Origin of the sequence: Rhodoferax sp. AJA081-3 (assembly GCF_017798165.1) — a bacterium.
GTDB lineage: Bacteria > Pseudomonadota > Gammaproteobacteria > Burkholderiales > Burkholderiaceae_C > Allorhodoferax.
On sequence record NZ_CP059068.1, the window covers coordinates 5049003 to 5073714 of the forward strand.

Below are 24712 nucleotides of genomic sequence, written 5' to 3' on the forward strand. Positions count from 1 at the left end.
GCATGCCGTTCCCCCCCATGCAACCCCGCATGAACCGCCGCGCAGTGCTGGCCAGCGGTGCGCTCGCCGCAGCGGGCGTACGCGCCCAGGCACCGGTTGTACTCCATGTGGCTGCCTTTCCGTTGGTCGACGAGATCGCCCGCGCTGCATTGCCACTGTGGCGCAAGATACACCCCGAGGTTGAGGTTAGGATTCAAACCCGGCAGTACCAGGATCACCACACGGCCATGACAACGGCCTTGTCCACCTCCGGCAATCTGCCGGATGTGATGGTGCTGGAGGCCAGCTTCCTAGGCCGGTTTTCACAAGGTGCGGGGCTCGAAGACCTGTCGCGCGAGCCGTTTGCCATTGGGCGTTTCCAGGACCGCATGGTGCCCTTTGCGTACCAGCAAGCCACCAACAGCAGAGGTTCGGTCGTGGGCATGCCCACCGACATTGGCCCCGGCACCTTGTTGTACCGCAAGGATATTCTGGAGCGCGCGGGCGTGGGCGAGGACGAGCTGACACGCTCATGGGATAGTTACGTCGCTGCAGGTGTACGCATCAAGGCAAAGACCGGTGCGTATCTGATTGGCACCGTGCAAAGTATCAAGGACATCCTGATCCGCTCCGGGATCAAACCGGGGGAGGGCCAATACTTTGACAAGGATTCCAACGTGCTGGTCACGTCCGATCGTTTTGTGCGCGCCTTTGAAGTCGCCCGCGAGGCGCGCAGCAACAAGCTCGACGCCCGCACCACGGCGTGGTCCAACGAATGGTCTGAGGGTTTCAAACGGGGCACCGTCGCCACCGAAGTGACAGGTGCGTGGATGGTGGGGCAGCTCAGTAACTGGGTGGCCCCTAAAACCACCGGCCTGTGGCGCGCTGCGGCGCTGCCGGAGGGTTCTACCGTGTCGTACGGGGGGTCGTTCTATTCCATCCCACGCCGTTCCGACCCTACGCGCAAAGCCCTGGCTTGGGAGTTTATTCAGTTCATGACCCTGAACCGCGACCGCCAGCTGGAGGCCTTCACCCAATACGATGCGTTTCCAGCGCTGTTGGACGCCCACAATGCACCTTTTTTTGAGGAGCCATTGGCGTTCCTGGGTGGGCAAAAGGCGCGTGTGTTGTGGCGCGAGACCGCCCGCAAGATCACAGCAGTTCAGGTGCACAAACAAAGCTCATTTGCGGACGAAGTCATCAATACCGAACTGGACAAGGTAATGCTCAACGGCAAGCGTATTCGCACCGCCTTGGGCGATGCGCAACGCCTGTTGGAGCAACGCGCGCACCGCTAAAGTCACTGAAAGCATCCATGCCACGAATCCTCTCTTTGTCCCTTTGCCTTATGGCGCTGGCGCTCACTGCTTGCAGCGGTGTGGGTAGCGTTTCTTCCATGACAACAAGCCCCACGACGATCTCCGTGCCTGCCGACCATGTGCTGGTGTGGTCAGATGAGTTTGCAAATGATGGTTTGCCTGATGCCACCAAGTGGGTGCACGAGACCGGTCGCAACAAAGAGGGCTGGTACAACAATGAGAAACAGTATTACAGCGGACCACGTCTGGAGAACGCCCAGGTCCACAACGGCGTGTTGACGATCACAGCCCGCAAAGAGTCCAATTCAGACCAAACCGACTGGGGTGGGCAGGCCTATTCGTCCACGCGGCTGGCTACTCTGGGCAAAAAGGATTGGACCTATGGCTTCTTCGATATCCGCGCTAAGCTGCCGTGCGGCAAGGGCACGTGGCCTGCCATTTGGATGGTGGGCAGCCGGGGCGCATGGCCTGCAGGTGGCGAACTGGACATCATGGAGTGGGTGGGCAGCAAGCCAGAGCGCATGTTCAGCACAGTGCACACCACAGCGGGCAGCGGGGGCAACGGCAAAGGGGCCGATGCTCCCATAGCAGATGCGTGCAACACCTTCCACAACTACCAGATGTATTGGACGGCGCAGCAGGTTATTTTTGCGGTCGATGGGAAAGTCCATTTCATCTACAAAAATCCGGGGACGGGTGTAGACGCCTGGCCCTTTGATGCCCCGCAGTTCATGATATTGAACGTGGCGATTGGCGGGGACCTGGGTGGTGCGGTGGACGACGCTGTTTTCCCGGTTCAGATGGATGTTGAATATGTTCGTATCTACCAAAAATCCAAATGACACTATGGATAGATTGCTATAAGAGTTAGCGGAACCAAAACAATGCACACGGCCATGAATACGACCGAGATTTTTCTTCTCGCGATGCTGCTGATCTTTTCAATCCCCTATTTGATCTGGCGGTTGGGCAAGACGGACTATTACGCGCCTCTGGTGGTCGTGCAGATCATTGCCGGCATCCTGCTCGGACCGGGTGTCTTGGGTGCCGCGTTTCCGGAGTATTACAAGTTCGTCTTCAACCCAGCTGTGATCCAGTCGTTGAACGGCATTGCGTGGTGGGCAGTGATGATTTTTGTGATGATCGCTGGTATCGAGCTGGATTTGAAGAAAGCCTGGGAGCACCGCCGTGAAAGCAGCATCACCGCCGGCCTCGCGTTGGGTATGCCGCTGCTGTTTGGATGCGCGGCTGCGGCGGGCATGTTGGGCTACGCGGGCTGGATCGGCCCCAAGGCCATGACCTGGCAATTCATCATGGGCGTGGGCATGGCGTGTGCTGTGACCGCGCTACCCATTCTGATTCTGTTGATGGAAAAGCTGGAGATCCTGCGCCAGCCGATTGGTCAGCGCATCTTGCGTTATGCCAGCGTGGATGACATCGCTATCTGGGGTGTGCTGGCCGTCATCTTGCTGGATTGGGACCGCATGGGGCGCCAAGTGGGATTCCTGTTTGTCTTTGCCTTAGCCACCGTGGTGTACCGGCGCGTCATGGTCAAGCTGGAAGAGAGCGACCGCTGGTATGTGGGTTTGATCTGGCTGGCGGTTTGCGGATTTGGCGCAGATTGGGCCGGCCTGCATTTCATGGTGGGTGCATTCCTGGCCGGAGCCGTGATGGATGCGCATTGGTTCAACCAGGAGAAGATGGACCTGATGCGCCACCATGTGCTGCTGGCCATCATGCCGGTGTTTTTCTTGAGCACCGGACTGCGCACGAACTGGGCCGTCGGTGGCTCGGCCGTGTTCATTGCGGCCGCCGTTTTGCTGGTCGCTTCGGTGGCTGGCAAGCTGATGGGAATTCAGCTCGCAGGCAAGATTCTGAAGTGGGAGAAGGGAGAGGCCAGCATCATTGGCTGGCTGCTCCAGACCAAGGCGTTGATCATGATCATCTTCGCCAACATCCTGCTCGATAAACAAGTCATTACCAGTGAAACCTTTACCGCGCTGCTACTGATGGCCATTGCCAGCACCATGTTGACCGTGCCGGTGGTTTATCCCAAACTGCAGCGCTTGCGGGAGATCATCTTTCGCTCGAAATGAGAGCAGATCGTTCCCACGCCCGCAGGGTGCGCGTGTTTGCCCTCGCCATGCTTATCTCTGTGGCCGCTCAGGCACAGTCGTTGCCATCGCCACTGGTCTGGCCCCATCAGGCCCGTGCGGCCGTCAGCCTGGCATATGACGACGCACTGGATTCGCAGCTCGACATTGCTGTGCCGGCGCTGAACCGGCATGGCTTGAAGGCCAGCTTCTATCTGACCTTGGGCAGTGACACCGTCCGTGAGCGGATGGCGGAATGGAGGGAGGTGGCGGCCCAAGGGCATGAGCTGGGCAACCACACCCTGTTCCACCAATGCGCCGGCTCGGCGCCTGACAGGGGTTGGGTCAGCGCGGACAACGATCTGGACACCACCCGCGCAACACAGCTGGTGGCCCAGGTTCGTGTGGGAAACACGCTTTTGCAGGCCCTGGATGGGCGGCAGGAGCGTACTTTTGCCGCACCCTGTGGCGATTTGCGGGCGTCCGGTGAGCCCTACCTACAAGCGCTCAAGGCGGATTTCGTTGCCATGAAGTCTGCATTCGGGGGTGTGGTGGCCGACATGCAGACACTGGACCCCTATGCAGTGGGGGTCGAAGTGGTGTCAGATACCACGGGTGCCCAATTGATTGCCTTGGTGGAGCGTGCAGCGGCGGCTGGCACCATGGTCAACATCACCTTCCACGGCGTAGGTGGTGACTACCTGGCCGTGTCCCGCCAGGCGCATGAGGAACTGCTGCACCACCTGGCAAGCCACCGCGCGATCTACTGGACGGACACCTTTGTGAACATCATGCAGTATGTCAAGGCGCAGCGCATCCCGCAAGCACATAGGTCGCAATAGCCCGCGCGGGGAGTTCGGTGGCGCAATGGGAATCTTTTAAACGCAGTGTGAATGTGAGCGTTTTTTCGGTGCGGTTCATCACAACGACCGCAGCGCTGCCATCGGGGTTGACAAAGGCCGTGGTTTCCAGGTCGTGGATGCTGGCGGCACACAATACCCGGCGTGCGCCCGGTTGGATGAATCGGCTGAAATGCCCGATGTAGGCAAACGAGTTTTGGTGCAACAGGTTTCCGGTCGCGCCGTCCGCAAGGATGGGGGCGCTGCAGAGGTTGCCCACGTGGTTGGGACCACCGGTTTCGTTCAGCAGCAGGTTCCAGTCGATCCACCCCGTGGTCCAGCGGTTGAGATCATTGATCATCGACCTTCCATACCGCTCTCCCAAGGCCCATGAGCCGTGGTGCGGGCCACCCTCCTGGCAGCCTTCGGTGAACAACAGAGCCTTGTCGGGCCAGGCGTCGTGCACCAGTTGCACATGGTCAAAGTGGTCTTCGCCGTACCAATGAAAGCCGCAACCCCACACGTACTGCGCAGCCTGCGGGTCGGAGTAGACCACGCTGACGCGTTCCACCATCAGGTCGCGGTTGTGGTCCCAGATGACGATGTTGATGTGCCCCAATCCGGCGTTCTGTAGAGCGGGCCCCAAATGGTCGCGCACAAAATCGCGCTCCTCTTCGGCGGTGTAGATACACGAGTCCCAGCGCTGGGTGGCCATGGGCTCGTTTTGCACGGATACGCCCCACACCGGCACACCTTCGGCTTCATAGGCGCGGATAAAGCGTACAAAACACTGTGCCCATGCCGCTGCATACTCGGGCAGCAGTTTTCCGCCGTTGTTCATCGTGCCGTTGGACTTCATCCACGCGGGCGGGCTCCAGGGTGACACCAGCAGTTGCAAAGGACGTGCCGATACCTTTTGCGCCGCCTTGATGAAAGGCAACAGGGCCTCTCGGTCCCGATCAATCGTGAAGTGTTTCAGATCCACATCACCCGGCATGTCGGCATGGGCGTAGTTGCCCAGTGCAAAGTCACAGCTGTTCATGTGTACCCGGCACAGGCTGTATCCGTGGCCTTGTATGGGGTGAAAGTAGTCACGTAACACCTGCTCCGCCTTCTCTTGGGGCAGCGCCTTCCAGACGGTTGCAGCCGCCTCGGTGAATGCGGCGCCAAAACCCAGTAACCCCTGGAACTTGCGATCCGGGTTGACCAGTACGTGTGGCAGATCCAGCGGCGCTGGCTTGGAGCGGTCCATCGCCAGATTGGGTTGCACAGCGAGGTGCTGGCCGCCGCTGTCTTTGGCGGTCAGGTAATGTTGAACCAGGGTAGGCGTTGCAGAGTGGGGCATGGGGAAACGTTCGGCGGGTCTCGGGCTTATGGGGCGGTGATCAATAGCCCCTGGCTGTCAAACGCCAGGGCCTTGGCGACGGCTGTTGTCGTCAGTCCGACGGTTTGCCCTGCGGCCAGTACACCTTCGCTGCTTGCAATCTTTGCGATCAACAGGCTTGCAATGCCCTCCACACGCAGGTGCACCATCAACGCGTCGCCCAGTTGCTCAACCAGTTCGACCGTGGCCGGAACGCCGTCCGCGGGCGAACCTACACCCACATGCTCGGGGCGTATACCCACGCGGTGGACACCTGGTTGCTGGCCTGTGGTCAGGCGCCTCCACAGCGCCTGGTGTGGCGCAGCGGACGAGCCGGCTTGGGGCTGGTCAATGAAGTTGATGCGGGGTGATCCTATGAACCCGGCCACAAACTCGTTGGCGGGCCGGTTGTACAGGTCCATGGGGCCACCAATCTGCTCGATCTTGCCCTGGTTGAATACTGCAATGCGGTCACCCATGGTCATGGCTTCCACTTGGTCGTGGGTGACGTAAACCATGGTGGTGCGCAGCTCTTTGTGCAGGCGTGACAGCTCGATGCGCATGTTCACGCGCAGGGCCGCATCCAGATTGGACAGGGGTTCGTCAAACAGGAAAACCTTGGGCTTGCGTACGATGGCACGGCCAATGGCCACCCGCTGGCGTTGGCCACCGGAGAGCTCCTTGGGGTAACGGCCCAGCAGGTCGGTGATGCGCAGAATTTCCGCCGCGCGGCCCACCTGCTCGTTGCGCTGTGCCTTGGAGACACCTGCCATCTTCAGCGCAAAACCCATGTTCTCTGCCACGGTCATGTGGGGGTACAGCGCATAGCTTTGGAACACCATGGCGGCGCCGCGGTCGGCAGGGCGCAGATCATTGGCGCGCTGGCCATCGATCAGCAGATCACCACTGGTGATGTCTTCCAGCCCGGCAATCATGCGCAGCGTGGTGGATTTTCCGCAGCCCGAAGGGCCGACGAAGACGAGGAATTCGCCCTCCCGAACGTCCAGGTCAATCCCGCGAATAACCTCTATCGAGTCGTAACTTTTGCGGATACCCCGCAGTGAAACCTGGCCCATGGTGGTGCTGTCCTTGTCGGAAATTATTCGGTCTGGCCCAGGAAACCCCGGTACCACAGGGCGCTGTCCTTGAGCGTGCGTACTTGGGTGTCGTAGTCCACATGCACGATGCCAAAACGCTTCTCGTAGCCAGACGCCCATTCAAAGTTGTCCATCAGACTCCACACCATATAACCTTGCATGCGCACACCTTGGCGCATGGCCTCGGCCACGGCTGCAATGTGGCGCTGGATGTAATGGGTACGCCCCTGGTCGTGCACGCGCCCATTCTCAAAGCTGTCTTTGAATGCGCCTCCGTTTTCGGTCACGTACAGCGGCGGCACGGCATAGTCGCGGTGCATACGCACCAGGAGTTCGGTCAGGCCTTCGGGGTAGACCTCCCATCCCATGTCCGTAATTTCCAGCCCGCTGGACTCTGTTTTCCACGACTGGTCGGCGCTGACCACGGAGCGTGAGTAGTAGTTCACGCCCAGAAAGTCTATGGGCACTGCGATGTTCTGCAGGTCATCCGCCTGCACCTTCGGCGCATCTACGCCCAGATGGTCCAGCACATCCTGCGGGTAGCGGGCTTTGAACAGTGGGTCCATGTACCAGCGTAGCAGGCGCCCGTCTTCCAGCTTGGCCTGTGTTGTGTCGGCATCACCTGAGGTGGCCGGGTGCATGGGTGACAGGTTGAGCACAATGCCTAACGTGGCCTTGCTACCCTGTGCCCGCAGGGCCTGCACCGCCAGGCCGTGGCTCAACAGCAGGTGGTGCGACACCTGGGCCGCGGTGGCGCGGTTCTTGATGCCCGGCGCAAACACGCCCGTCTCATGCCCCAGCACGGCCATCACCCAGGGTTCGTTATGGGTGGCGATGGAGGATAAGCGGTCACCCATGCGGGCCTGTATGCCTTCGGCGTATTCCACAAAACGGTGCACGGTGTCACGGTGCGCCCAACCGCCCTTGGCCTGCAGGGCATCGGGCAAGTCCCAATGGTTCAACGTCAGGTAGGGTTTGATGCCCCGTTCCAGAAGGCCATCCACCAGGCCTTCGTAAAAATCCAGTCCCTTTGTATTCCAGGCACCATCGCCGGTGGGGCGTACCCGGGGCCAGGCGATGGAGAAGCGGTAGGCGTCCACGCCCAGGTTGGCAATCATGTCCAGGTCTGAGGCCCAGCGCGCGTAATGCTCGCAGGCGACGTCACCGTTGCTATTGTCGGCAATCACACCGGGTTGGCGGCAAAAGCTGTCCCAGATGGAGAGGCCCTTGCCATCCTGCAAGGGTGCTCCTTCGATCTGGAATGCGCTGGTGGCAACGCCCCACACAAAGTCGTCGGGAAACTGGGATTTACTAAGTAGAGGCACAGGCGTGGTCATGGATTCTGAAAAGAAAATGGATAGAAGGTGTGGCGCGCACGGTCTACTTGACAGCACCCACGGTCAAACCGGAAATGAGTTGTTTGGAGGAAATGACGAAGAGGACAATCAGCGGCAAGGTGGCAATGGCAGAACCCGCCATCAGCGCCCCCCACTCGGTATCCACCGGGCTTTGCAGGCTGCGCAAGGCCAGGGGCAGGGTGTACATGTCGGGCGAGCGCATCACGATCAGCGGCCCTATGAAGTTGTTCCAGGATGCAATGAAGGTGATCAGGCCCAGCGTGCCCAGCGCAGGCTTGAGCAGCGGCAACACAATGCGCCAGTAGATGCCCAGCTCGCTGCAGCCATCCATACGGGCAGCCTCCACCAGCTCACGCGGGATGGACGAGGTAACAAATTGCCGCATCAAAAAGATGCCGAACGCGCTGGCTGCGCCCGGGATGTACAGCGCCCGTGGTTGGTCTATCCACCCCAGCAAGTCCATGATCATGAAGGTGGGAATCATGTTCATGAACGACGGCAGCAGCATGGTGCCCATGACCAGGCCAAAAAAGACGTTCTTGAAGCGGAAGTTAAACATCGCAAAGGCATAACCGCCCATGGAGCAGAACAGCAGCGTCAGCGCCGTGGACGCCAGTGCCACATACACACTCCAGCCCAGGTTGCGCCAGAAGGCTATCTTCTTGGTCAGGATGGCCAGGTTGTTGAAAAAGTCGTCGCCAAAAAACATGGGTGGCGGCAGGCTGAAGATTTCGGTGCGCGAATGGGTCGCAAAAACGAACATGAAATAGAAGGGTGCCAGCATGAACAACATGCCCACTCCCACGATGCAGTAGGCGGCCCACGGAGCCAGACGTTCGGTTTTCATAGGGCTGTTCTGTATGGGTCGTTCATTGGCCGCGCTGGCGGAAGGCGCGGTTGGTGGCCCAGGTCAGCAGGGCCACCACCACAAACAACAACCATGACATGGCGCTGGCGGCACCAAAATCATTGAAGTCAAAGGCCATGCGGTACAGGTACACCGCGGTGGTCATACCCGCCTGGTCTGATCCGCCTTTGCCGCCTGTGAGGATGAAGGGTTCCTCAAACAACTGCAGGCCGCCGATCACGCTCAGCGTCACACCAAAAAACATCATGGGTTTGAGACTGGGCAGGGTGATGTACCAGAATTTCTGGAAACGCCCCGCGCCGTCCATGGTGGCGGCTTCGTAAATATCGGGCGGTATGGTCTGCAGCGCCGCCAGGTACAGCACCAGGTTAAAACCCACATAACGCCAGAACACGATGAGGGCGATGGCCGGTTTGATGTTGTCCGGCTGGTTCAGCCAGTCGATCGGTGTTCCGGGTATGAACCAGCCCAGCACCGGCGTGTGGTGCAGCATTTGCAACGCCACATTGATCAAACCAAAGTCTGTGGAAAACAGCGAACTGAACAAGATCGCAATGGCCACGGAGGAGGTGATGTAGGGCATGAAATAAGCCCCGACCACGCCATTGCGCATGCGCCTGAACGATGAATGGATGAAGTAGGCCAGTGGAATGGCGACCAGGTGCTGCGGAATACCCGAGACCAGGGCAAGCCATGCCGTGTTCTTGAGTGACTTCCAGAACCATTCATCTTGCAGGGCAAATGTGAAGTTATCCAGACCCACAAAACGCATCGCGTCCAGGCCACTGGTGGGCTCCCACGACTGGAAGGCCAGGTACATCGAAAAACCCAATGGGAACAGGCCAAACACCAGGAAGAGAATGATGAACGGGCTCAACAGCACCCAGGGAGCCCAGCGTGGAGACAGGCGCAGTTTTGCCGAGTGCTTCATGGGCGGTTTTCCTGGGCGAACGGGTCGCCGTGTTCTTGGCAATTAGGCATATTCTGATCGTGTACAAGGCTTTATGAAAGCGCTTTCATGAATGTAGCATCGGGCACCGGGCATGTCACCTAGGGTATGTACTCGGTTGTTACGAACCACTATTGTGTCGCAAAATGAAAGCGCTTTCATAGATGGAGGCGCTGAGGTTGGATAAACGTTTTGATCGGGGGTGAGGCCAGAACAGCATGGGCTGTCTGGCCTCTTTTTTTATGGTCCGTCGGGTGCGCTACGGGCGCGTTTCCAGAACAGACCCAACAGCGGCTTTACGCTGGTGCCATGCAACAAGATGGAGAGGGTGACCACGATCAGCGTGAACTGGATCAACTGCAGCGCCAGTGTCTCTGGCAGACCGTGTTGGATGGCAAACATCAGGTAATACAAGGAGCCTACGCCCCGCACCCCAAACCAGGCCGACAGGCCCCGAATTTTCCAGGCCGTGCCGCTGCCTGCCAGGCCAACCAGCACACTCAAGGGGCGTGCCACCACAAACAGAAACAGGCTTAAGGCCACGGCGGCCCAGGTCCAGGAGGTGAGAAACAGCGTGCCCCCAATCAGTATCACCAGCACCATCTCGGACAGGCGCTCCAGGTGTTCCTTGAAGACCAGGGAGCCCTCACTGACGGTGGGCAAGGGTTCCGCATCTGCGGCAGGTGTATCGGCCTTTGCCAGGCTTTGTTCGGTCTGGCGCAGGGCGACTGCGGCAAAAAATACGGCCAGGAAGCCCCAGGCCTGCACCAGCACACACAGGCCGTAGACCAAGCCTATCAGGCCCAAGCCCAGAAAGTCGTCCATCAGCGCATGTTTGTGGGCACCGCGGCGCAGCGTCCAGCTCAGACGCGCCAGTGCCATACCACCTACCACCCCAATGGCAACGGCGGCTACCGTCGCCCACACCACGTCTACCAGCACCCAGCGCATGCCGTTCTCTCCCAGGCCGTGCAGACCCAGCAGGCCCAAACCCAGCATCACAAAGGGGAAGGCGCTGCCGTCGTTCATGCCGGCTTCACAGGTGAGCGTAAAGCGCAGCTGGTCCCGGTCTCCGGGGTGGCGAATTTGCACATCGGTGGCCAGCACGGGATCTGTGGGCGCCAGTATGGCCCCCAGCAGCACGCCCGCGCCCAGCGGCAGGCCCAGCACCAGCACGGCAAACGCTGCCACCAGCGCCACGGTCACGGCCATGGACACCGTGGCCAACAAAATGGGCGCGCGCCAGCGGGCCAGGGTGAAAGCGCCCGGCATTTTGACGCCGGCAGAAAACAGCGATATCAACACCACCACTTCGGTCAAGACCTCCAACAGGGCCGACTCTTTCAGCGGGTTGAAGTGGAAGAGATGCAGCCCGCTGGGACCCACCAGCATGCCCACCCCGAGGTAGATGATGGCTGGGGTGACCGGCAAACGCTGTAGCAGTCCCGCCGACAGGCCACGCACCAGCAGCAAGCCGCCGATCAGTACAAACCATTGGGCGTTAGTCATGGCGGAGAAGGAGGCAGTGGAAAGTGGTCATGTAGTGTCTCAGTGCGGGGGCTACTGGTGTGGGCGCAAGCGGCGCTCCAGCAGTTCAAACAAGCCTTCGCTGACAAAGGCCATCAGGGCGGCCGGCAGTGCGCCTGCCAATAGCAGAGCGCGGTCGTTCAGGGCAAGGCCGGTGACGATGCGTTCGCCAAAACCACCGGCTCCCACAAAAGCTGCAATGGTTGCAGTGCCAACTGCAATGGCGGTGGCGGTGCGCACGCCGGCCACGATGGTCGGCAATGCCAGGGGCAACTCCACCAAACGCAGGCTCTGCCAGGCCGTCAGCCCCAGGGATTGGGCAGCCATACGCAGGCCTGTAGGCACCTGGCCCAGACCCGTCGCCGTATTGCGCATGATGGGCAGCAGTGCATACAGCGTCAATGCGATCAGTGCGGGCAGGGTTCCGATGGCGCCCAAAAGCGAAATCAGCACCGCGAGCATGGCAATCGAGGGTACGGTCTGCAGCAAACCGCTGCTTCCCAATACAGCAGCCGCCACGCGAGGATGGCGGTGTGTCAGCACGGCAATCGGGACACCCAACAGTGTCGCAAGCAAGACGGCCACGCTCACCAGGAACACATGCTGCGCGGCAAGCCGTGTCAGGTCGGGTGCGATTAATTTGGCCCAGAAGCCGCGCTGTCCTGCGTCAAGAACCGCGGGCGTGGTGCTGGCCGATGCTGGGGCACGCGCCAAGGCACTGAGCTGGTCGCGCGCAATCACGTCAAAGGTCACCCCCTGGAGTTCGGCCCGCGCGTTCATGGCAATCATCATGGCCTCGTTAATTCGACCATCCAGCGCCTGGAGGGCGGCCCATTCCTGGGGAAAGCGTTGGGGAACGTCCAACCGGTATAGCAACACGGCGTCATAGCGGGGGAAGTACTTTTTGTCGTCCACGAGTACATACAGACCTAGTGCATCGATTTTTGCGTCGGTGGTGTAGATATCGATGACATCGACCTGTTTGGCGCCTATAGCCTCATAGGCCAGGCCGTGATCCAGGCCGGTTGGGGTGTGGGTTAGCCCATAGCGCTGGGCCAGGCCGCGCCAACCGTCGGATCGGCCAATGAACTCGTTGGACAGTCCCAGCCGCAAATCCGGGTGGGTGGCCATGTCGCTCAGGTTAAGCACGCCTCTGGCCTTGGCATCCGCCGCACGCATGGCCAGCGCATAACCGTCGTTGAAGCCCAGAGGCACTGCCACACCCAGACCCAAGGGCGCCAAGGCCTGGTGCATCTGTGCCAAGGTCAGGGGCTCTGTGCTCTTAAGAATTTCTTGGCTGATGGTGCCAGCATATTCCGGGTAGAGATCAATTTGACCTGCACGCAGAGCTTCATAAACGATGGCGGTGTTGCCCAGACCCTGGCGCACCTGGGGAGCTATGCGTGCATGCGGCGCAGCCTGCTGCGCCAGCATTTCGGCCAGTATGTAGGATTCGGTAAAGCGTTTGGATCCAATGCGCAACGGCGCTCCATCGCCGTTGCTGGCGGCAACCGAGACGCTGGCACCGAGAGCCAGGGCGCAGAGCGGCATGGCAAGCCAACGGCGCACGGTGAAAATGGAATGTGCTGTAGACATAGTGCGGTGCCGCGTGTGCGGAGGGCTAACTGCCCAGGCTGGCATTGACGGCGGCAACGTCAGGCGCGGCAAACACGGTATTGTGGCGATCGGTAAGTGGACCACCGCCGGGCAATATGGCACCGCCCGGTTCATAACCTACGGCCTTGAACTTCCAGATGTCGCCGATGCGCTTGAGATTGCCCACGTGTGATCCGTCAGGCAGGTGCACGCTGTACACGTTGGTATTGACCACACGGAGCGAAAGAGGGTGCATGGGATGGGCGGGGGCGACTCAGTGCGTGACGAATTCGTAGGTTACTTCTTCGCTTTCGACCATGTCCAGGATGTCGTTCAGGGCATCGTTATCTTCGGTGCTGCTCCAGGTGTCTTCGGGGTCGCTGGCGAACAGCGGCTCGATGGCCAGATCCAGGTACTGGTCATTGGGTAGCTTGAGCACATGCCCCCCTTCGGAGGTGGTGGACAGCTCCCAGTCATCGGGTACGGACATTTCGAGCTGGATGGTGACTTTGAGTTTTTTCATGGTGTTACTTCCGGTAGTGAGGCGGCGAGGTTAACCCAATCGCAGCCTGTACCATGCCACAAACCACCGAGAAGGCCTGTATGGCAAGCAACACACTGAGTCCCCAGTTGATCCAGACCCTGCGCATAGACCCTGCGCAGCACCCGCGCGGGCAGGCCCACCTGAGTGCTGCCAGCGGCCTGGTGCGGGTGCGCCAGCGCCTCTATGTGGTGGCGGACGATGAGCTGCACCTGGGCATGTTCGACGAGCCCACCGCCGCCCAGGCGGAAGTTCCAGCGGGCAGTGACCCAGACCACCCAACGGGTTCTTTGTTGCGCCTGCTGGAAGGCGATTTACCCCAGGACAAAAGCAAACGCAAAAAGGCCAAGCCCGATTTCGAGAGCCTGGTCCATCTGCCGCCGTTGCCCGGCTGCCCTGCGGGTGCACTCCTGGCCCTGGGCTCGGGCTCCAAGCCCAACCGCGAAACCGGTGTGTTGATTGCCCTGGACGTGTTGGGCCAACCCAATGGCCGCATGGCAACTGTAGACCTGGCAGCGCTGTATGCCCCGATGCGCAAGCGGTTTACCGACCTCAACATTGAAGGCGCGCTGCTGGTCAGTGGTGATCTGCTGCTATTGCAACGCGGCAACAAGGGCCACGCGCTCAACGCCTGCATCCGTTTTGACTGGAACCAATTGGCGCCCTGGCTGGCCGGTGTGCAAACGCAACCACCTGCAGCCAAGGGTGTGCAGTTGCTAGAGCTGGGCAGCGTGGGCGATGTGCCGCTGGGTTTTACCGATGGCGCGGCGATGCACGGCGGTGCCTGGGCCTTCAGCGCGGTGGCCGAGAGCACCGACAACAGTTATCTGGACGGTGCCTGTGTGGGCTCTGCGATTGGCACCGTGGGCGCCGATGGCAGCCTGCAAAGCCTGCACCTGCTGGAAGGCGCGCCCAAGGTTGAAGGCCTGGCGGTGGCGGCGGACTCGGGTGGTACGGCCTGGGTCTGCACACTGGTCACCGACCCCGATGACCCCAGCGTGGCCGCACAGTTGCTGCAGGTGCGATTGCCTTAAGAAGCCGCATAGCTTCAACCCATTGCGTCTGGTCCTCGGTGCCGGTAGACGTGGGCCAGCCCGTGGCGAAACGGGATGGTGCATTCGCGCTGTGCGCCCAGCCGCTCGGCCACGGCCATGGAGGCCGGATTGGTGGTGGCCACCACGCTGACGGCCGTGGTCCAGCCAAAGTGTTCGTAGGCCGCCTGCAGGGCGCGTTTGGCGGCCTCGGTTGCATACCCTTTGCCGTGCTGGCCCGGCACCAACGCCCAGGTAATTTCGGGCTCGGACCAGCCCTCAGGAAACCACAGCCCGGAGATGCCGACAAAGGCACCGCTGGTCTTCTCTTCCAGCGCCCAGGGCCCATAACCCCGCAGCATCCAATGGCCGGAATACACGGCGAACTTGCGCCAGGCCTCATCGCGCCCACACGGACCGCCATAACTGGCGGACACCGGGTCGGCAAAAAACGCGGCCATGGGCTCAAAGTCGTTTTGTGTGAAGGCGCGCAGAACCAGGCGCTCTGAAGTGAATCGGGGTATGGCTGGGCTCATGGGGTTTTGCGGGGTGCTTATTGGTAAAAAGTGCCTCTAGCCCCCGTATTTATTCACTATTGCGCTATCAAATATGTAGTAAATCCGGTGGGGGTCAATATCCTCAGGCCGCCACCCAACCCAGTGCCGCCACCGGTGGCAGGTCTTTGGACACGCAATGCCAGTGTTCACCCGCATCCGCGCTGATCCACAGTCCGCCGGTGGTGGAGGACATGGCCAATGTGTGCCGGTCAGGCGCCAGCTCCAGGCTGTGGCGGTAGACCAGGTGGTAGGCGTGTTCTTGGGGCAGTCCGCTGGTGAAGGTGGTGAAGGTCTTGCCGCCATCGTCCGTGCGGTTGACGACCATCTTTCCATCCAACGGGTAGCGGTGGGTGTCGGCCTGGGCCGGTACAAACCAGGCGCGCAAAGGGTCTGCCGGGTCGCAGGCCACGGCAAAACCAAAGCCCGAAGGTTTGGGCGCGGTTATGCCTTCCCACAGGTGGCCGCCGTTGGTGGATCGGTACAGGCCGCAGTGGTGCTGCACCCACAACACATCGGGCTGGGCGGTGCACTGCACCATGCGGTGCGGGTCTTGGGTGTTGGGGTCTTGTTCGCTTTCGGGGGGCAGGTAGTCGGCCTTCATGCCGTCGGCGGTCAGGCTCCAGGTCTGGCCGCCATCGGTGGTTTGCCACACGCCGCCGCACGAGATGGCCAGGCTGATGTGTTGCGGGTTGCGCGGGTCCACCAGCACCGAGTGCATGCCGGGGTAGTCGTTTCCACCACCAAACCAGCCCAGGCGTTTGGGGTGCTCCCATAGCGCAGTGTTCAGCGTCCAGCTCTGGCCGCCATCTTCGGATTTGAAGAGCCCCGCTGGCATACAACCGGCCCATAACGTGCCGGGCTGGTCGGCAGACCCCGGGGTCAGGCTCCACAACATTTCCACATTCCAAGGGGTGGGGTCTTCGCCCAAGGGGCCATCGGTGGGTTTAGTGGGGAAGGCCGGGGCGGTGATTTCGGTCCAGTTGGCGCCCTGGTCGGTGCTCTTGCGCAGCTTCACGCCGAAGTGTCCCATGCGTAGCGCGGCATACCAAGCGCCATCGCGCGGGTCGGCCAATACCTGGCTCACAGGGTCACCGGCAAAGTGGTGTGCGGCAACGGTCCATTGGCTGCCCTGGCCGCGGACGACGAACAGACCCTTGCGGGTGGCTACTAATAGTGTTTGCATAGGTTTGATCTCCTGCTTAAGACTTATCCACCAGTGAGCGCTTGTATGACCAGAACGGTGTCGCCGGATGCCAGTTCCTGGTCCAGCTTTTGCCGGTTCAGCACCATGGTCTGGTTGATAAAAACGGCCACATGTTTGCGGATATGGCCTTGGTCGTCCAGCACATAGTGGCGCAGCTCCGGAGGTGCGGCGGCCAATGCGCTGTCGAGCACCGTGCGCAGACTGCCAGGCGCCACGCGCTGCGGATCGCAGTGCACGTGGCGGCGCAGGCTGGCCGCAAATTCCACACTCACCATGGTGCTCTTCCTCCCGTTTGGACTGCGCAGTATCGCAACCGATGTTGGCATTGGCAAGCCGTGCGGCGCATCACACCAGGGGCAGTGCGGTGCTGCTCTTGATTTGCTCCATGGAGAAGGCGGACGACACGCCCGCCAGGTCCACCAGGCTGATCAGTTTTTTGTAGAAACGGTCATAACCCTCGATACTGGAGGCCGCCACCTTTAGCAGGTAGTCCACATCACCGCTCATGCGGTGGAATTCCTGCACCTCGGGCAGGGTGCTGACCACGGCGGCAAAACGGGTCAACCATTTCTCATCGTGCTGGCCGGCGCGGATGCTGACAAACACCGTGACGGGCAGCCCGACCTTGGCACGGTTGACAACTGCCACGCGCCGCTCGATGTAGCCCTCGTCTTCCAGCCGCTTGACACGTTTCCAGCAGGGCGTGCTGGATAGCCCCACCTGCGCGCCCAGTTGGGCCATGGACAGCGTGGCGTCGCGTTGCAGGGCATCCAGTATCTGCATATCGAGGCGATCAAGCATTTTGTTCTACCAAACTCATTGTAATAGGAATTATGTGCTTCATTGTCGCTGTAATGGGTGAAATTTGGAATGTTTTTACCGCCCAGGCTTTCTACACTTTCGGCCATGCCCCATACCCTGTACCTCGACTCCAACGCCACCACCCCTGTGCTACCCGCCGCTGTAGCTGCCGCCACCCGCGCCATGCGCGAACAGTTTGGCAACCCCAGCAGCAGCCACACCCACGGCATCGTGGCCAAGGCCCTGCTGGACCAGACCCGCGCCACTGCCGCGCAGTTATTGGGCGCGGGCGACGGCCATGTGGTCTTCACCAGCGGTGCCACCGAAGGCATACAAACGGCGGTGCTGTCGGCACTGTGTGCACTGGGCAAGCGTGGTGCCGGGCAGGGGCCCCGTTTGCTGGTGTACGGCGCCACCGAACACAAGGCCGTGCCGCAGGCGCTGGTGCACTGGAACAACGTGCTCGGACTAGGGCTGGAGCTGCGCGCTCTGCCGGTGGATACCGAAGGCCAGCACGATTTGCAAACCCTGGCCGAATGGTTGCCCCACACCACCCTGCTGTGCACCATGGCCGCCAACAACGAAACGGGTGTCATCACCAACCTGACCGCCATCGAAGACATGCTCGTCCAGTCCAACAGCCCGGCCCTGTGGCTGGTGGACTGTGTGCAGGCACTGGGCAAGATGGACCTGGACCTGCAGCACAGCCGCATAGACTATGCGCCGTTCTCCGGCCACAAGCTGTATGCGCCCAAGGGCATTGGCATGTTGTACGTGCGCCGGGGCGCGCCATTCACTCCACTGATGGCCGGTGGCGGGCAAGAAGGCGGACTGCGCAGCGGCACGGAAAACATGCCCGGCATTGCCGCCCTGGGCGCCGTGCTCGAAGCCTTGCAACAAGGCAACACCTTTGCCAGCCATGCCACACTGCGCGGCTACCGCGACCAGTTGGAGCAAGCCTTGCGAAGCGCTTTCCCGGCCATCGTCTTTAATGTGCCGCTGGCGCACAGCCTGCCCACAACGTTGAACTTCTCGGTGCCGGGCATCAGCAGCAAAGCCATGCTGGACGTGTTTGACGCGGCCGGATTGCGTGTCAGCGCCGGCAGTGCCTGCAGTGCGGCCAAGGCGGCGCCCAGTTATGTGCTGGAGGCCATGGGCCTGCCCGCGTGGCGCACCACATCAGCCGTGCGCCTGTCGATAGGGCCGTTGGCCAGCGCACAACTGGTGAAAGCGGCCTGTGCCGCCATTGCCCGCTGCGGCGAGGCCTTGCTGGCCCTGCACCGGGGCGACGACGATGCGCCGTCTTGTGGCGCCGCTGCGCTGGATGTTCCCTGTACCGCGCAGGACATTGCCGCCATGACCCTGCAGTGGGACGAGCTGGGAGCCTTTTTGGCCCGCCACCCCACGACCCGCTTGCTGGATGTGCGAGAGGCCACAGAACACCAGGCCAGTCGGGGCATGCGCTACGGGACCCTGGCTGCCATTAACGTCCCCCTGAGCACCATGACCACATTGCCAGCAAGCTGGTTAGACACCAAAGCGGCGCCGGTGGTGCTGGTGTGCCGCAGCGGCAAGCGCAGCCTCGTGGCCGCGCAGTGGTTGCGCAGCCAAGGCTTTGCGCAGGTACGGCATGTGCACGGTGGCTTGGCGTTGCGGCCCGTTTCCGTCAGCACTGCTGTAACACAGTCGCCGGCCGAAAAAATCACCCATTCCACAGCCGCTTAAAAACAAGGCACGGTCTGGGCAGCCAAGCCCGGCGCGGGTTTCGCGGCTTGTGAACACGCTTATCCACAACCTAGCCCACAGAGGGCATGGGTAAGTTTTTTCAGGTATTTTTTACGGTGGGCGGCTCACGGGGGCTTGGATTTGAAGGTATAGGAGGGCTTGAGCCCGGTCAACGCAACCGCAGCAGCGCGTACACCGCGTATATTGCCCCGATGCACGCCAAACACCTCTCCCACCACCGCAGCGACCTGGTTCGCATTGCCATCCACGCCATGACCGAGCGCGGCCTGTTGCCCGAGTTCTCGCAACGCGTGGAGCAGCAACTGTCCACCATCACCGGCCCGGGTGTAGACAACGACCCCGCCATCCACGACCTGACCGCCTTGATGTGGTGCTCCATCGACAACGACGACTCGATGGACCTGGACCAGCTCACCGTGTCCGAGGCCTTGCCCAACGGCAATGTTCGCCTGTGGGTGGCCATTGCCGATGTGGACGCCCTGGTGCCACGCGACACGCCCATCGACCACCATGCCAGCACTAACACTACCTCGGTTTACACCTCGGCCCGCATCTTCCCCATGCTGCCCGAGCGCCTGTCCACCGACCTGACCTCGCTCAACGCGCAGCAGGATCGCCTGGCCATGGTGACCGAGATGGTGTTCAACGCCGATGCGTCACTGGCAGGCTCCACCATCTACCGCGCCCGCGTGCGCAACCAGGCCAAGCTGGCCTACGACGCGGTCAGCGCCTGGCTCGATGGCAAGGGTGACCTGCCCGCTGCCGCAGCTGCCGTGCCCGGTATGGACGCCCAGTTGCGCACGCAGGACGCTCTGGCCCAACAACTGCGGGCGCGCCGCCACGGCGAAGGTTCGCTGGAGTTCGAGAGCTTTCAGCCACGCGTTACCTTCGATGGGGAACGTGTGTCCGACATCCACCTGCAAGATCACAACCGTGCCCGCCAGCTGATTGAAGAGGTGATGATTGCCACCAATACTTGTACCGCCCGATTTCTGGCGGGGCAAGGGCTGGCATCGCTGCGGCGTGTGGTGCGGTCACCTGAACGGTGGCTGCGCATCGTGGCCGTGGCCAAGGAGTATGGCGAGGTCTTGCCTTCCGATCCTGATTCCAAGGCGCTGGAAAATTTTCTGGCCAAACGCCGCCGTGCCGACCCCCTGCGGTTTCCCGATCTGTCGCTGGTCATCGTCAAGCTGATGGGCCGGGGCGAATATGTGCTGGAGTCGCCGGGCGTTATGCCCATTGGCCACTTCGGCCTGGCCGTGACCGACTACACCCACTCCACAGCACCCAACCGGCGGTTCCCCGACCTGATTACCGCGCGCCTGCTCAAGGCGGCCCTGGCCAAACAACCGTCACCCTATTCCGATGCTGAGTTGGACGCACTGGCCGTGCACTGTACACGCCAGGAAGATGCGGCGCAGAAGGTGGAGCGCCAGATGCGCAAGTCCGAAGCTGCACTGCTTCTGGAGTCGTGCATAGGCCAACGTTTTGACGCCTTCGTCACCGGCCACGCGGCAGACGGCGTATGGATTCGCCTGCTGAACCCTCCTGCGGAGGGCAAGATGATCCGGGGTGCCAGTGGGCTGCGGGTGGGCGACAAGGTCCACGTCAAGCTGGTGGCCACCAATGTCGAACATGGCTTTATCGACTTTGAGCAAATCGGGCTATAGCCCCCGTTTTATCTCATTGAAATGCTATAAAAATTGAAGTAAATCACCATGCACGTCACCGTCTACAGCACCCGCCTTTATGACCGCCAGGCGCTGGAGCGCAGCCCGGGCTTCGGCGGTCACAGCTTCAATTTTCTGGAAGCGCGCCTGGATGCCAGCACCGTGGCCACCGCAGCGGGGGCAGAGGCCGTGTGTGTGTTTGTCAACGACCAGTTGGACCACAAGGTGCTGCAAGCCCTGTACACCTTGGGCGTGCGCCTAGTGGTGTTGCGCTGTGCGGGCTTCAACCAGGTGGACCTTGTGGCCGCGCAGGCCTTGGGTATGGCTGTGTGCCGCGTGCCCGAGTATTCGCCCCATGCCGTGGCCGAACACACGCTGGCCCTGTTGCTGACGCTGAACCGCAAGATCCACCGCGCTTATGCCCGTGTGCGCGAGGGCAACTTTGCGCTGGATGGCCTACTGGGTTTTGATATGCATGGCCGCACCGTGGGCGTGGTGGGCACGGGGCGGATTGGTGAGACCTTTTGCCGCCTGATGACCGGCTTTGGTTGCACACTCTTGGCGACAGACCCTACGCCCAACCCCGCCTGTATTGCCATGGGGGTGCAATACGTGCCCCTGCCCGAGCTGCTGGCGCGCAGCGATGTGGTCAGCCTGCACTGCCCCCTCACACCCCACACCCACCACTTGATCAATGCCGACGCCTTTGCCGGTATGAAACGCGGGGCCATGTTGCTCAACACCAGCCGCGGCGCGGTGGTAGACACCCAAGCAGCCATAACCGCTCTAAAGGCCCGCACGCTGGGCAGCCTGGGGCTGGATGTATATGAAGAGGAGGGCGGTTTGTTCTTCCGCGACTTGTCTGGCGCCGGCATACAGGACGATGTATTTGCCCGCCTACTCACCTTCCCCAACGTGGTGGTGACCGGCCATCAGGGTTTTTTTACCGAAGATGCGCTGGCGGCCATTGCCAGCACCACACTGGCCAATCTGAATGCCTTTGCGGCGACGGGCAAACCGCTGTACCCGGTATCGGTATAGCGGTTAATTATTAATATAGATATTGACGATAGTGCTTAAATTGATAAAATCTATATTTATAAATTGTGCCAAAACAAGCCGCCGCCCTGTCAAAACTCCCCCCGCAGACCCAGCGGGCTTTGGAGGCGCTGGGCTCGCATTTGGCGGTTGCGCGGGTTAGGCGCAAGGAGTCCTTGGCGACGCGCGCCAAGCGGGTAGGGGTTTCCATTCCGACGCTGATGCGCATGGAGTCTGGCGACCCGGCGGTGTCCATCGGTATCTACGCCACGGCCTTGTGGCTCATTGGCCGCGATGGGGAGCTGGCACGCATTGCGTCACCCGAATTTGACAAGGGCGCGCTGGAGCTTGATATCCAGCAAGCCATCGACCTGGGCAAGGCGCGCGCCAAGGCGGCGCACAAAACCAGGGCCGTGGTCAAGAAACCGGCCGCTGAACCATCTGCGGAGCAATAGGGCTCGCCATGTCCACAAAGCCGGCCCATCAAAAATCTCCCGACAGGCTTTATGCCTGGATGCTGACGGACCCGCAGCATCCACAACTCATTGGCGAGATCATCCGACAAAGCAATGGCGATGTAGGTCTGCAATACGACCAGACCTGGCTGAACTCAGGCTTTGCGCTGAGTGACGACATGCCGCTGGAGCCAAAAACTTTCACCCCCGTGCACCGCAACGGTCGTTTGCCAGGAGCGCCCGGCGCGCTGGACGATGCCCGCCCCGACCGCTGGGGCGAAAAAGTGATTCGGTATTTGTACAAGCCCGGCGCTACGGTGTTTGACAACCTGTACTTTGCGGGTGATGAACGTTTTGGTGCCATCGGCGTGTGCCCATCCAGCAGTGCCTACACACCATTCCTGCAACGCAGCTTGCCGCGTCTGGAGGACGCTGCGGACCTCAATGCAGCGGTGCAGATCATCGAGTCGGGCGAGGGCGAGCTGCAGGCCCAACAACGCGCCCTGGTTGGCGCTGGCGGCAGCTTGGGCGGAGCCAAGCCCAAGGCGGTCATCGCCATAGAAGGCGAAGAGTGGGTGCTGAAGTTCTTCAATGCAGAACCCTTCGATCTGCCCTTGGTCGAGCACGCCACCATGACGCTGGCACACAAGGCGGGCATACAGGTGGCGCAGACCATGCCCATCCCGCTGAACGCCGAGCATGCTCTGGCCGTTAAACGCTTTGACCGTGCGCAGGGCAAGCGTGTGCACAGCATCTCGGCCTGCACATTGCTGCGCGCGGAAGTGCCCGAGGGCATGGACCCCGAATTCGGCTATCCGCAACTGGCCCGCGCGTTGCGGCGTGCTGCCGATCCGCGCACGCTGGACGCGCAGTTGCAGGAGCTGTTCAGGCGCATGGTCTTCAACATTCTGGTTGCCAATACCGACGACCATGAAAAAAACCATGCCCTGCTGTGCCACACCAACGGTCGCACGATGAAGCTGGAGTTAAGCCCCGCGTACGACGTAGCGCCCACCGGTTCCGGTGCGTTGGCCCACCAGTTCATGGTGTCGGAGACCAGCCGTGAGCCCAGTCTGGCAGAGGCCATGAGCGGGGCCGAATCCTTTAACCTGTCCCCGCTGGATGCTGCCCATGCAGTCGCCGGGATCATCGCCGTGGTCAATGGATGGCAGACGCACTTTCGGGCGCTGGGCGTGACGGAGTCCGACATCGTGGAAGTGGCGGCATTGATCGATGCGCCGGACTTGTTGGCGCAGCGGCAGTCATTCAACGCGGATGTCTATAGCGGTAGCGTCAAGCCGAAGCGAAGGCCCGGTGGTGGCGCCAAGGCGTTTCGTTAAAGGAGGACAAAATCCATGTCACCCATTGACAGCGAAAGCGAGAAATCGAGTGCCGATGCTGCAGCGTCTGCAGCACGCGGCGAAAAGGTGTTTTCCGTCATCGGCTTCGCGATAAAAGTGGCGACGGTGAGCGTGGTCGTGCTTGGCAGCATGATGATCATTATCGCGCTGTCCGGCGTAGAAGACTGGAGCCTTCTCGATGAACACGAAATATTTCGGTATCGGATGGTTGCCGCGCCTGTGGTCATCGCCGGCTACTTGCTGTTTGACTACCTGCTGGGTCGCCGCCGCGCTGCCGCTGCCGCCGCGAGCCAAGGGAGTCAAGTCCTACCCAAACGAGGCTACGCCATAGAGTTGATGGCGCTAGCCTTTGTCGCTGCGGGCGGGGCGGCGTTCTGGCACGACCACATATCCAACGAGATCCCCAACCCCGTAGCCGTCGTGGGCCAGTTCACCAGCGCCACCTGCGTCGATAGAAGCAAAAGGGGGGTGGGGCCGCACATGGCTATCGGTTACACATTTTCCAGCCAATCGACCCGTGTGCGGGTACCAGAGACCCAGTGTCGGTTGAGCGACTGTGGCCCCGAACAGAAGCCACCGCAGGTCATGGACACCGAGTACCAAAAAGTCTTCTATGCGTCCTTGCAGGAGTGCAGGGCCGCGCTGCCAGCGGTACTCGCAGCCAAAGCCCCCACCACGGTATGGACGGGCGACAAAGACCCCAATGCCTCGGTGCGTGCACGGTTCACCCCCGAGCGCGAACCGCCACCGTACTTCCTGCTCTGGTTTCCCGCGGCGGTCGCTGCAGTTGTGTTGCTGATTTCGGGCCTGGTACGGCCGCGACAGTAGCAAGTACTAGCCCTGCAGCCCAGCCGCCTGTTTGGCATGTAGCTTGGCGGCGATGTATTCACCGTGGGTGACGTGCAACAAGCCTGCCACTTTGCTGATCACGTGGTTTTCATGGGCATCCAGGTGCCCATCGGCATAGGCGACCTGCCACATGTATTCCACCACCTGGATTTTCTGGGCTTGGGTGAACTGCGCGTTCATCGCGCTGGTGTAACGAAAGTAGTCGTTGCTGTCCTTGGCCGTGTGTTCCGCCTTGGCGAGCAGATGCTGCAGCTCATCATCGGTCAGCGCGAACTTGTTGCGCAGTGCCACCACGGTCGCAGCGCGTTCTGTGGTGCTGCTGTTGGCATCCGAGCGCATGACCTCGACCAGCAGCACGGCAGTGGCCAGTTGCAGACCGTGTGCCTCGTTGAAGGCCGGTGATTGGTCGGCCTCGGCTGGGTTGAAAAATTGGGCTAACAGGTTTTTGATGGGGCTGAGCATAGGGTTGTG

25 protein-coding genes are annotated in these 24712 nt (G+C 61.0%); 11 read left to right on the plus strand and 14 right to left on the minus strand.

Annotated features, from left to right (window positions below; all coding sequences use genetic code 11):
- Positions 1–2: 2 nt before the first annotated feature.
- From HZ993_RS23615 to HZ993_RS23630, 4 genes are all read left to right on the plus strand, one after another.
- Positions 3–1277, plus strand: a complete 1275-nt coding sequence (locus HZ993_RS23615) for an ABC transporter substrate-binding protein (RefSeq protein ID WP_245213752.1) — start codon at positions 3–5, stop codon at positions 1275–1277.
- Positions 1278–1375: 98 nt separating this feature from the next.
- On the plus strand, positions 1376–2140 hold the full coding sequence (locus HZ993_RS23620; RefSeq protein WP_209395125.1) for a family 16 glycosylhydrolase: 765 nt from the start codon (positions 1376–1378) through the stop codon (positions 2138–2140).
- Between the two features lie 54 nt (positions 2141–2194).
- A complete protein-coding gene (locus HZ993_RS23625) occupies positions 2195–3394 on the plus strand; it encodes a cation:proton antiporter (protein WP_371816953.1) in 1200 nt (399 codons plus the stop codon).
- Positions 3391–4233 carry a polysaccharide deacetylase family protein gene (locus HZ993_RS23630; RefSeq protein ID WP_209395127.1) on the plus strand — a complete coding sequence of 281 codons (843 nt, stop codon included), beginning with the start codon at positions 3391–3393 and terminating at the stop codon, positions 4231–4233. Before HZ993_RS23625 ends, HZ993_RS23630 begins: the two co-directional genes overlap by 4 nt.
- On the opposite strand, the gene HZ993_RS23635 is transcribed toward HZ993_RS23630, so the two are convergent.
- The 9 genes from HZ993_RS23635 to HZ993_RS23675 all read right to left on the minus strand — a co-directional run bounded on the left by HZ993_RS23635 (position 4193) and on the right by HZ993_RS23675 (position 13511).
- On the minus strand, positions 4193–5575 hold the full coding sequence (locus HZ993_RS23635) for a glycoside hydrolase family 30 protein (protein WP_209395128.1): 1383 nt from the start codon (positions 5573–5575) through the stop codon (positions 4193–4195). The two genes, HZ993_RS23630 and HZ993_RS23635, sit on opposite strands and share 41 nt — an antisense overlap.
- A 26-nt stretch (positions 5576–5601) precedes the next feature.
- Positions 5602–6669: an ABC transporter ATP-binding protein gene (locus HZ993_RS23640; RefSeq protein ID WP_209395129.1), complete on the minus strand. Its 1068-nt coding sequence runs from the start codon at positions 6667–6669 to the stop codon at positions 5602–5604.
- A gap of 23 nt (positions 6670–6692) precedes the next feature.
- The gene (locus tag HZ993_RS23645) at positions 6693–8027 is read right to left on the minus strand and encodes a GH1 family beta-glucosidase (RefSeq protein ID WP_209395130.1); all 1335 of its coding nucleotides are present in this window, start codon (positions 8025–8027) and stop codon (positions 6693–6695) included.
- A 43-nt stretch (positions 8028–8070) separates the two neighbouring features.
- Positions 8071–8895 carry a carbohydrate ABC transporter permease gene (locus tag HZ993_RS23650; protein ID WP_209395131.1) on the minus strand — a complete coding sequence of 275 codons (825 nt, stop codon included), beginning with the start codon at positions 8893–8895 and terminating at the stop codon, positions 8071–8073.
- 22 nt (positions 8896–8917) lie between these two features.
- Complete coding sequence (locus HZ993_RS23655; protein ID WP_209395132.1) at positions 8918–9847, minus strand: carbohydrate ABC transporter permease; 930 nt, start codon at positions 9845–9847, stop codon at positions 8918–8920.
- Positions 9848–10105: 258 nt separating this feature from the next.
- A complete protein-coding gene (locus HZ993_RS23660; RefSeq protein ID WP_209395133.1) occupies positions 10106–11374 on the minus strand; it encodes a sodium:proton antiporter in 1269 nt (422 codons plus the stop codon).
- 51 nt (positions 11375–11425) lie between these two features.
- A complete protein-coding gene (locus tag HZ993_RS23665; protein ID WP_209398726.1) occupies positions 11426–12943 on the minus strand; it encodes a glycine betaine ABC transporter substrate-binding protein in 1518 nt (505 codons plus the stop codon).
- 70 nt (positions 12944–13013) lie between these two features.
- Positions 13014–13244 carry a hypothetical protein gene (locus tag HZ993_RS23670; protein WP_209395134.1) on the minus strand — a complete coding sequence of 77 codons (231 nt, stop codon included), beginning with the start codon at positions 13242–13244 and terminating at the stop codon, positions 13014–13016.
- A gap of 18 nt (positions 13245–13262) precedes the next feature.
- Positions 13263–13511, minus strand: a complete 249-nt coding sequence (locus HZ993_RS23675) for a hypothetical protein (protein ID WP_209395135.1) — start codon at positions 13509–13511, stop codon at positions 13263–13265.
- Positions 13512–13564: 53 nt separating this feature from the next.
- Between HZ993_RS23675 and HZ993_RS23680 the strand changes: the two genes are divergently transcribed.
- Positions 13565–14563: a hypothetical protein gene (locus HZ993_RS23680; RefSeq protein ID WP_209395136.1), complete on the plus strand. Its 999-nt coding sequence runs from the start codon at positions 13565–13567 to the stop codon at positions 14561–14563.
- A 14-nt stretch (positions 14564–14577) separates the two neighbouring features.
- On the opposite strand, the gene HZ993_RS23685 is transcribed toward HZ993_RS23680, so the two are convergent.
- The 4 genes from HZ993_RS23685 to HZ993_RS23700 form a co-directional block, all read right to left on the minus strand.
- Positions 14578–15096, minus strand: coding sequence for a GNAT family N-acetyltransferase (locus HZ993_RS23685; protein ID WP_209395137.1), 519 nt, complete (start codon positions 15094–15096; stop codon positions 14578–14580).
- A gap of 103 nt (positions 15097–15199) precedes the next feature.
- Positions 15200–16300: a sialidase family protein gene (locus HZ993_RS23690; RefSeq protein WP_209395138.1), complete on the minus strand. Its 1101-nt coding sequence runs from the start codon at positions 16298–16300 to the stop codon at positions 15200–15202.
- A gap of 23 nt (positions 16301–16323) precedes the next feature.
- Positions 16324–16596 (minus strand): MoaD/ThiS family protein, encoded by a 273-nt coding sequence (locus tag HZ993_RS23695; protein ID WP_209395139.1) that lies wholly within the window; start codon positions 16594–16596, stop codon positions 16324–16326.
- A gap of 70 nt (positions 16597–16666) precedes the next feature.
- Positions 16667–17122 (minus strand): Lrp/AsnC family transcriptional regulator, encoded by a 456-nt coding sequence (locus tag HZ993_RS23700; RefSeq protein ID WP_209395140.1) that lies wholly within the window; start codon positions 17120–17122, stop codon positions 16667–16669.
- Positions 17123–17227: 105 nt separating this feature from the next.
- On the opposite strand from HZ993_RS23700, the gene HZ993_RS23705 reads away from it, so the two are divergent.
- From HZ993_RS23705 to HZ993_RS23730, 6 genes are all read left to right on the plus strand, one after another.
- Positions 17228–18847 (plus strand): aminotransferase class V-fold PLP-dependent enzyme, encoded by a 1620-nt coding sequence (locus HZ993_RS23705; RefSeq protein WP_209395141.1) that lies wholly within the window; start codon positions 17228–17230, stop codon positions 18845–18847.
- 212 nt (positions 18848–19059) lie between these two features.
- Positions 19060–20538, plus strand: coding sequence for an RNB domain-containing ribonuclease (locus HZ993_RS23710; protein ID WP_209395142.1), 1479 nt, complete (start codon positions 19060–19062; stop codon positions 20536–20538).
- 48 nt (positions 20539–20586) lie between these two features.
- Positions 20587–21579 carry a 2-hydroxyacid dehydrogenase gene (locus HZ993_RS23715; RefSeq protein WP_209395143.1) on the plus strand — a complete coding sequence of 331 codons (993 nt, stop codon included), beginning with the start codon at positions 20587–20589 and terminating at the stop codon, positions 21577–21579.
- Positions 21580–21644: 65 nt separating this feature from the next.
- Positions 21645–22031, plus strand: coding sequence for an XRE family transcriptional regulator (locus HZ993_RS23720; protein ID WP_209395144.1), 387 nt, complete (start codon positions 21645–21647; stop codon positions 22029–22031).
- An 8-nt stretch (positions 22032–22039) separates the two neighbouring features.
- The gene (locus tag HZ993_RS23725; protein ID WP_209395145.1) at positions 22040–23371 is read left to right on the plus strand and encodes a type II toxin-antitoxin system HipA family toxin; all 1332 of its coding nucleotides are present in this window, start codon (positions 22040–22042) and stop codon (positions 23369–23371) included.
- A 15-nt stretch (positions 23372–23386) separates the two neighbouring features.
- Positions 23387–24220 (plus strand): hypothetical protein, encoded by an 834-nt coding sequence (locus tag HZ993_RS23730; protein WP_209395146.1) that lies wholly within the window; start codon positions 23387–23389, stop codon positions 24218–24220.
- Between the two features lie 6 nt (positions 24221–24226).
- On the opposite strand, the gene HZ993_RS23735 is transcribed toward HZ993_RS23730, so the two are convergent.
- On the minus strand, positions 24227–24703 hold the full coding sequence (locus tag HZ993_RS23735) for a TerB family tellurite resistance protein (RefSeq protein WP_209395147.1): 477 nt from the start codon (positions 24701–24703) through the stop codon (positions 24227–24229).
- Positions 24704–24712: the final 9 nt, after the last annotated feature.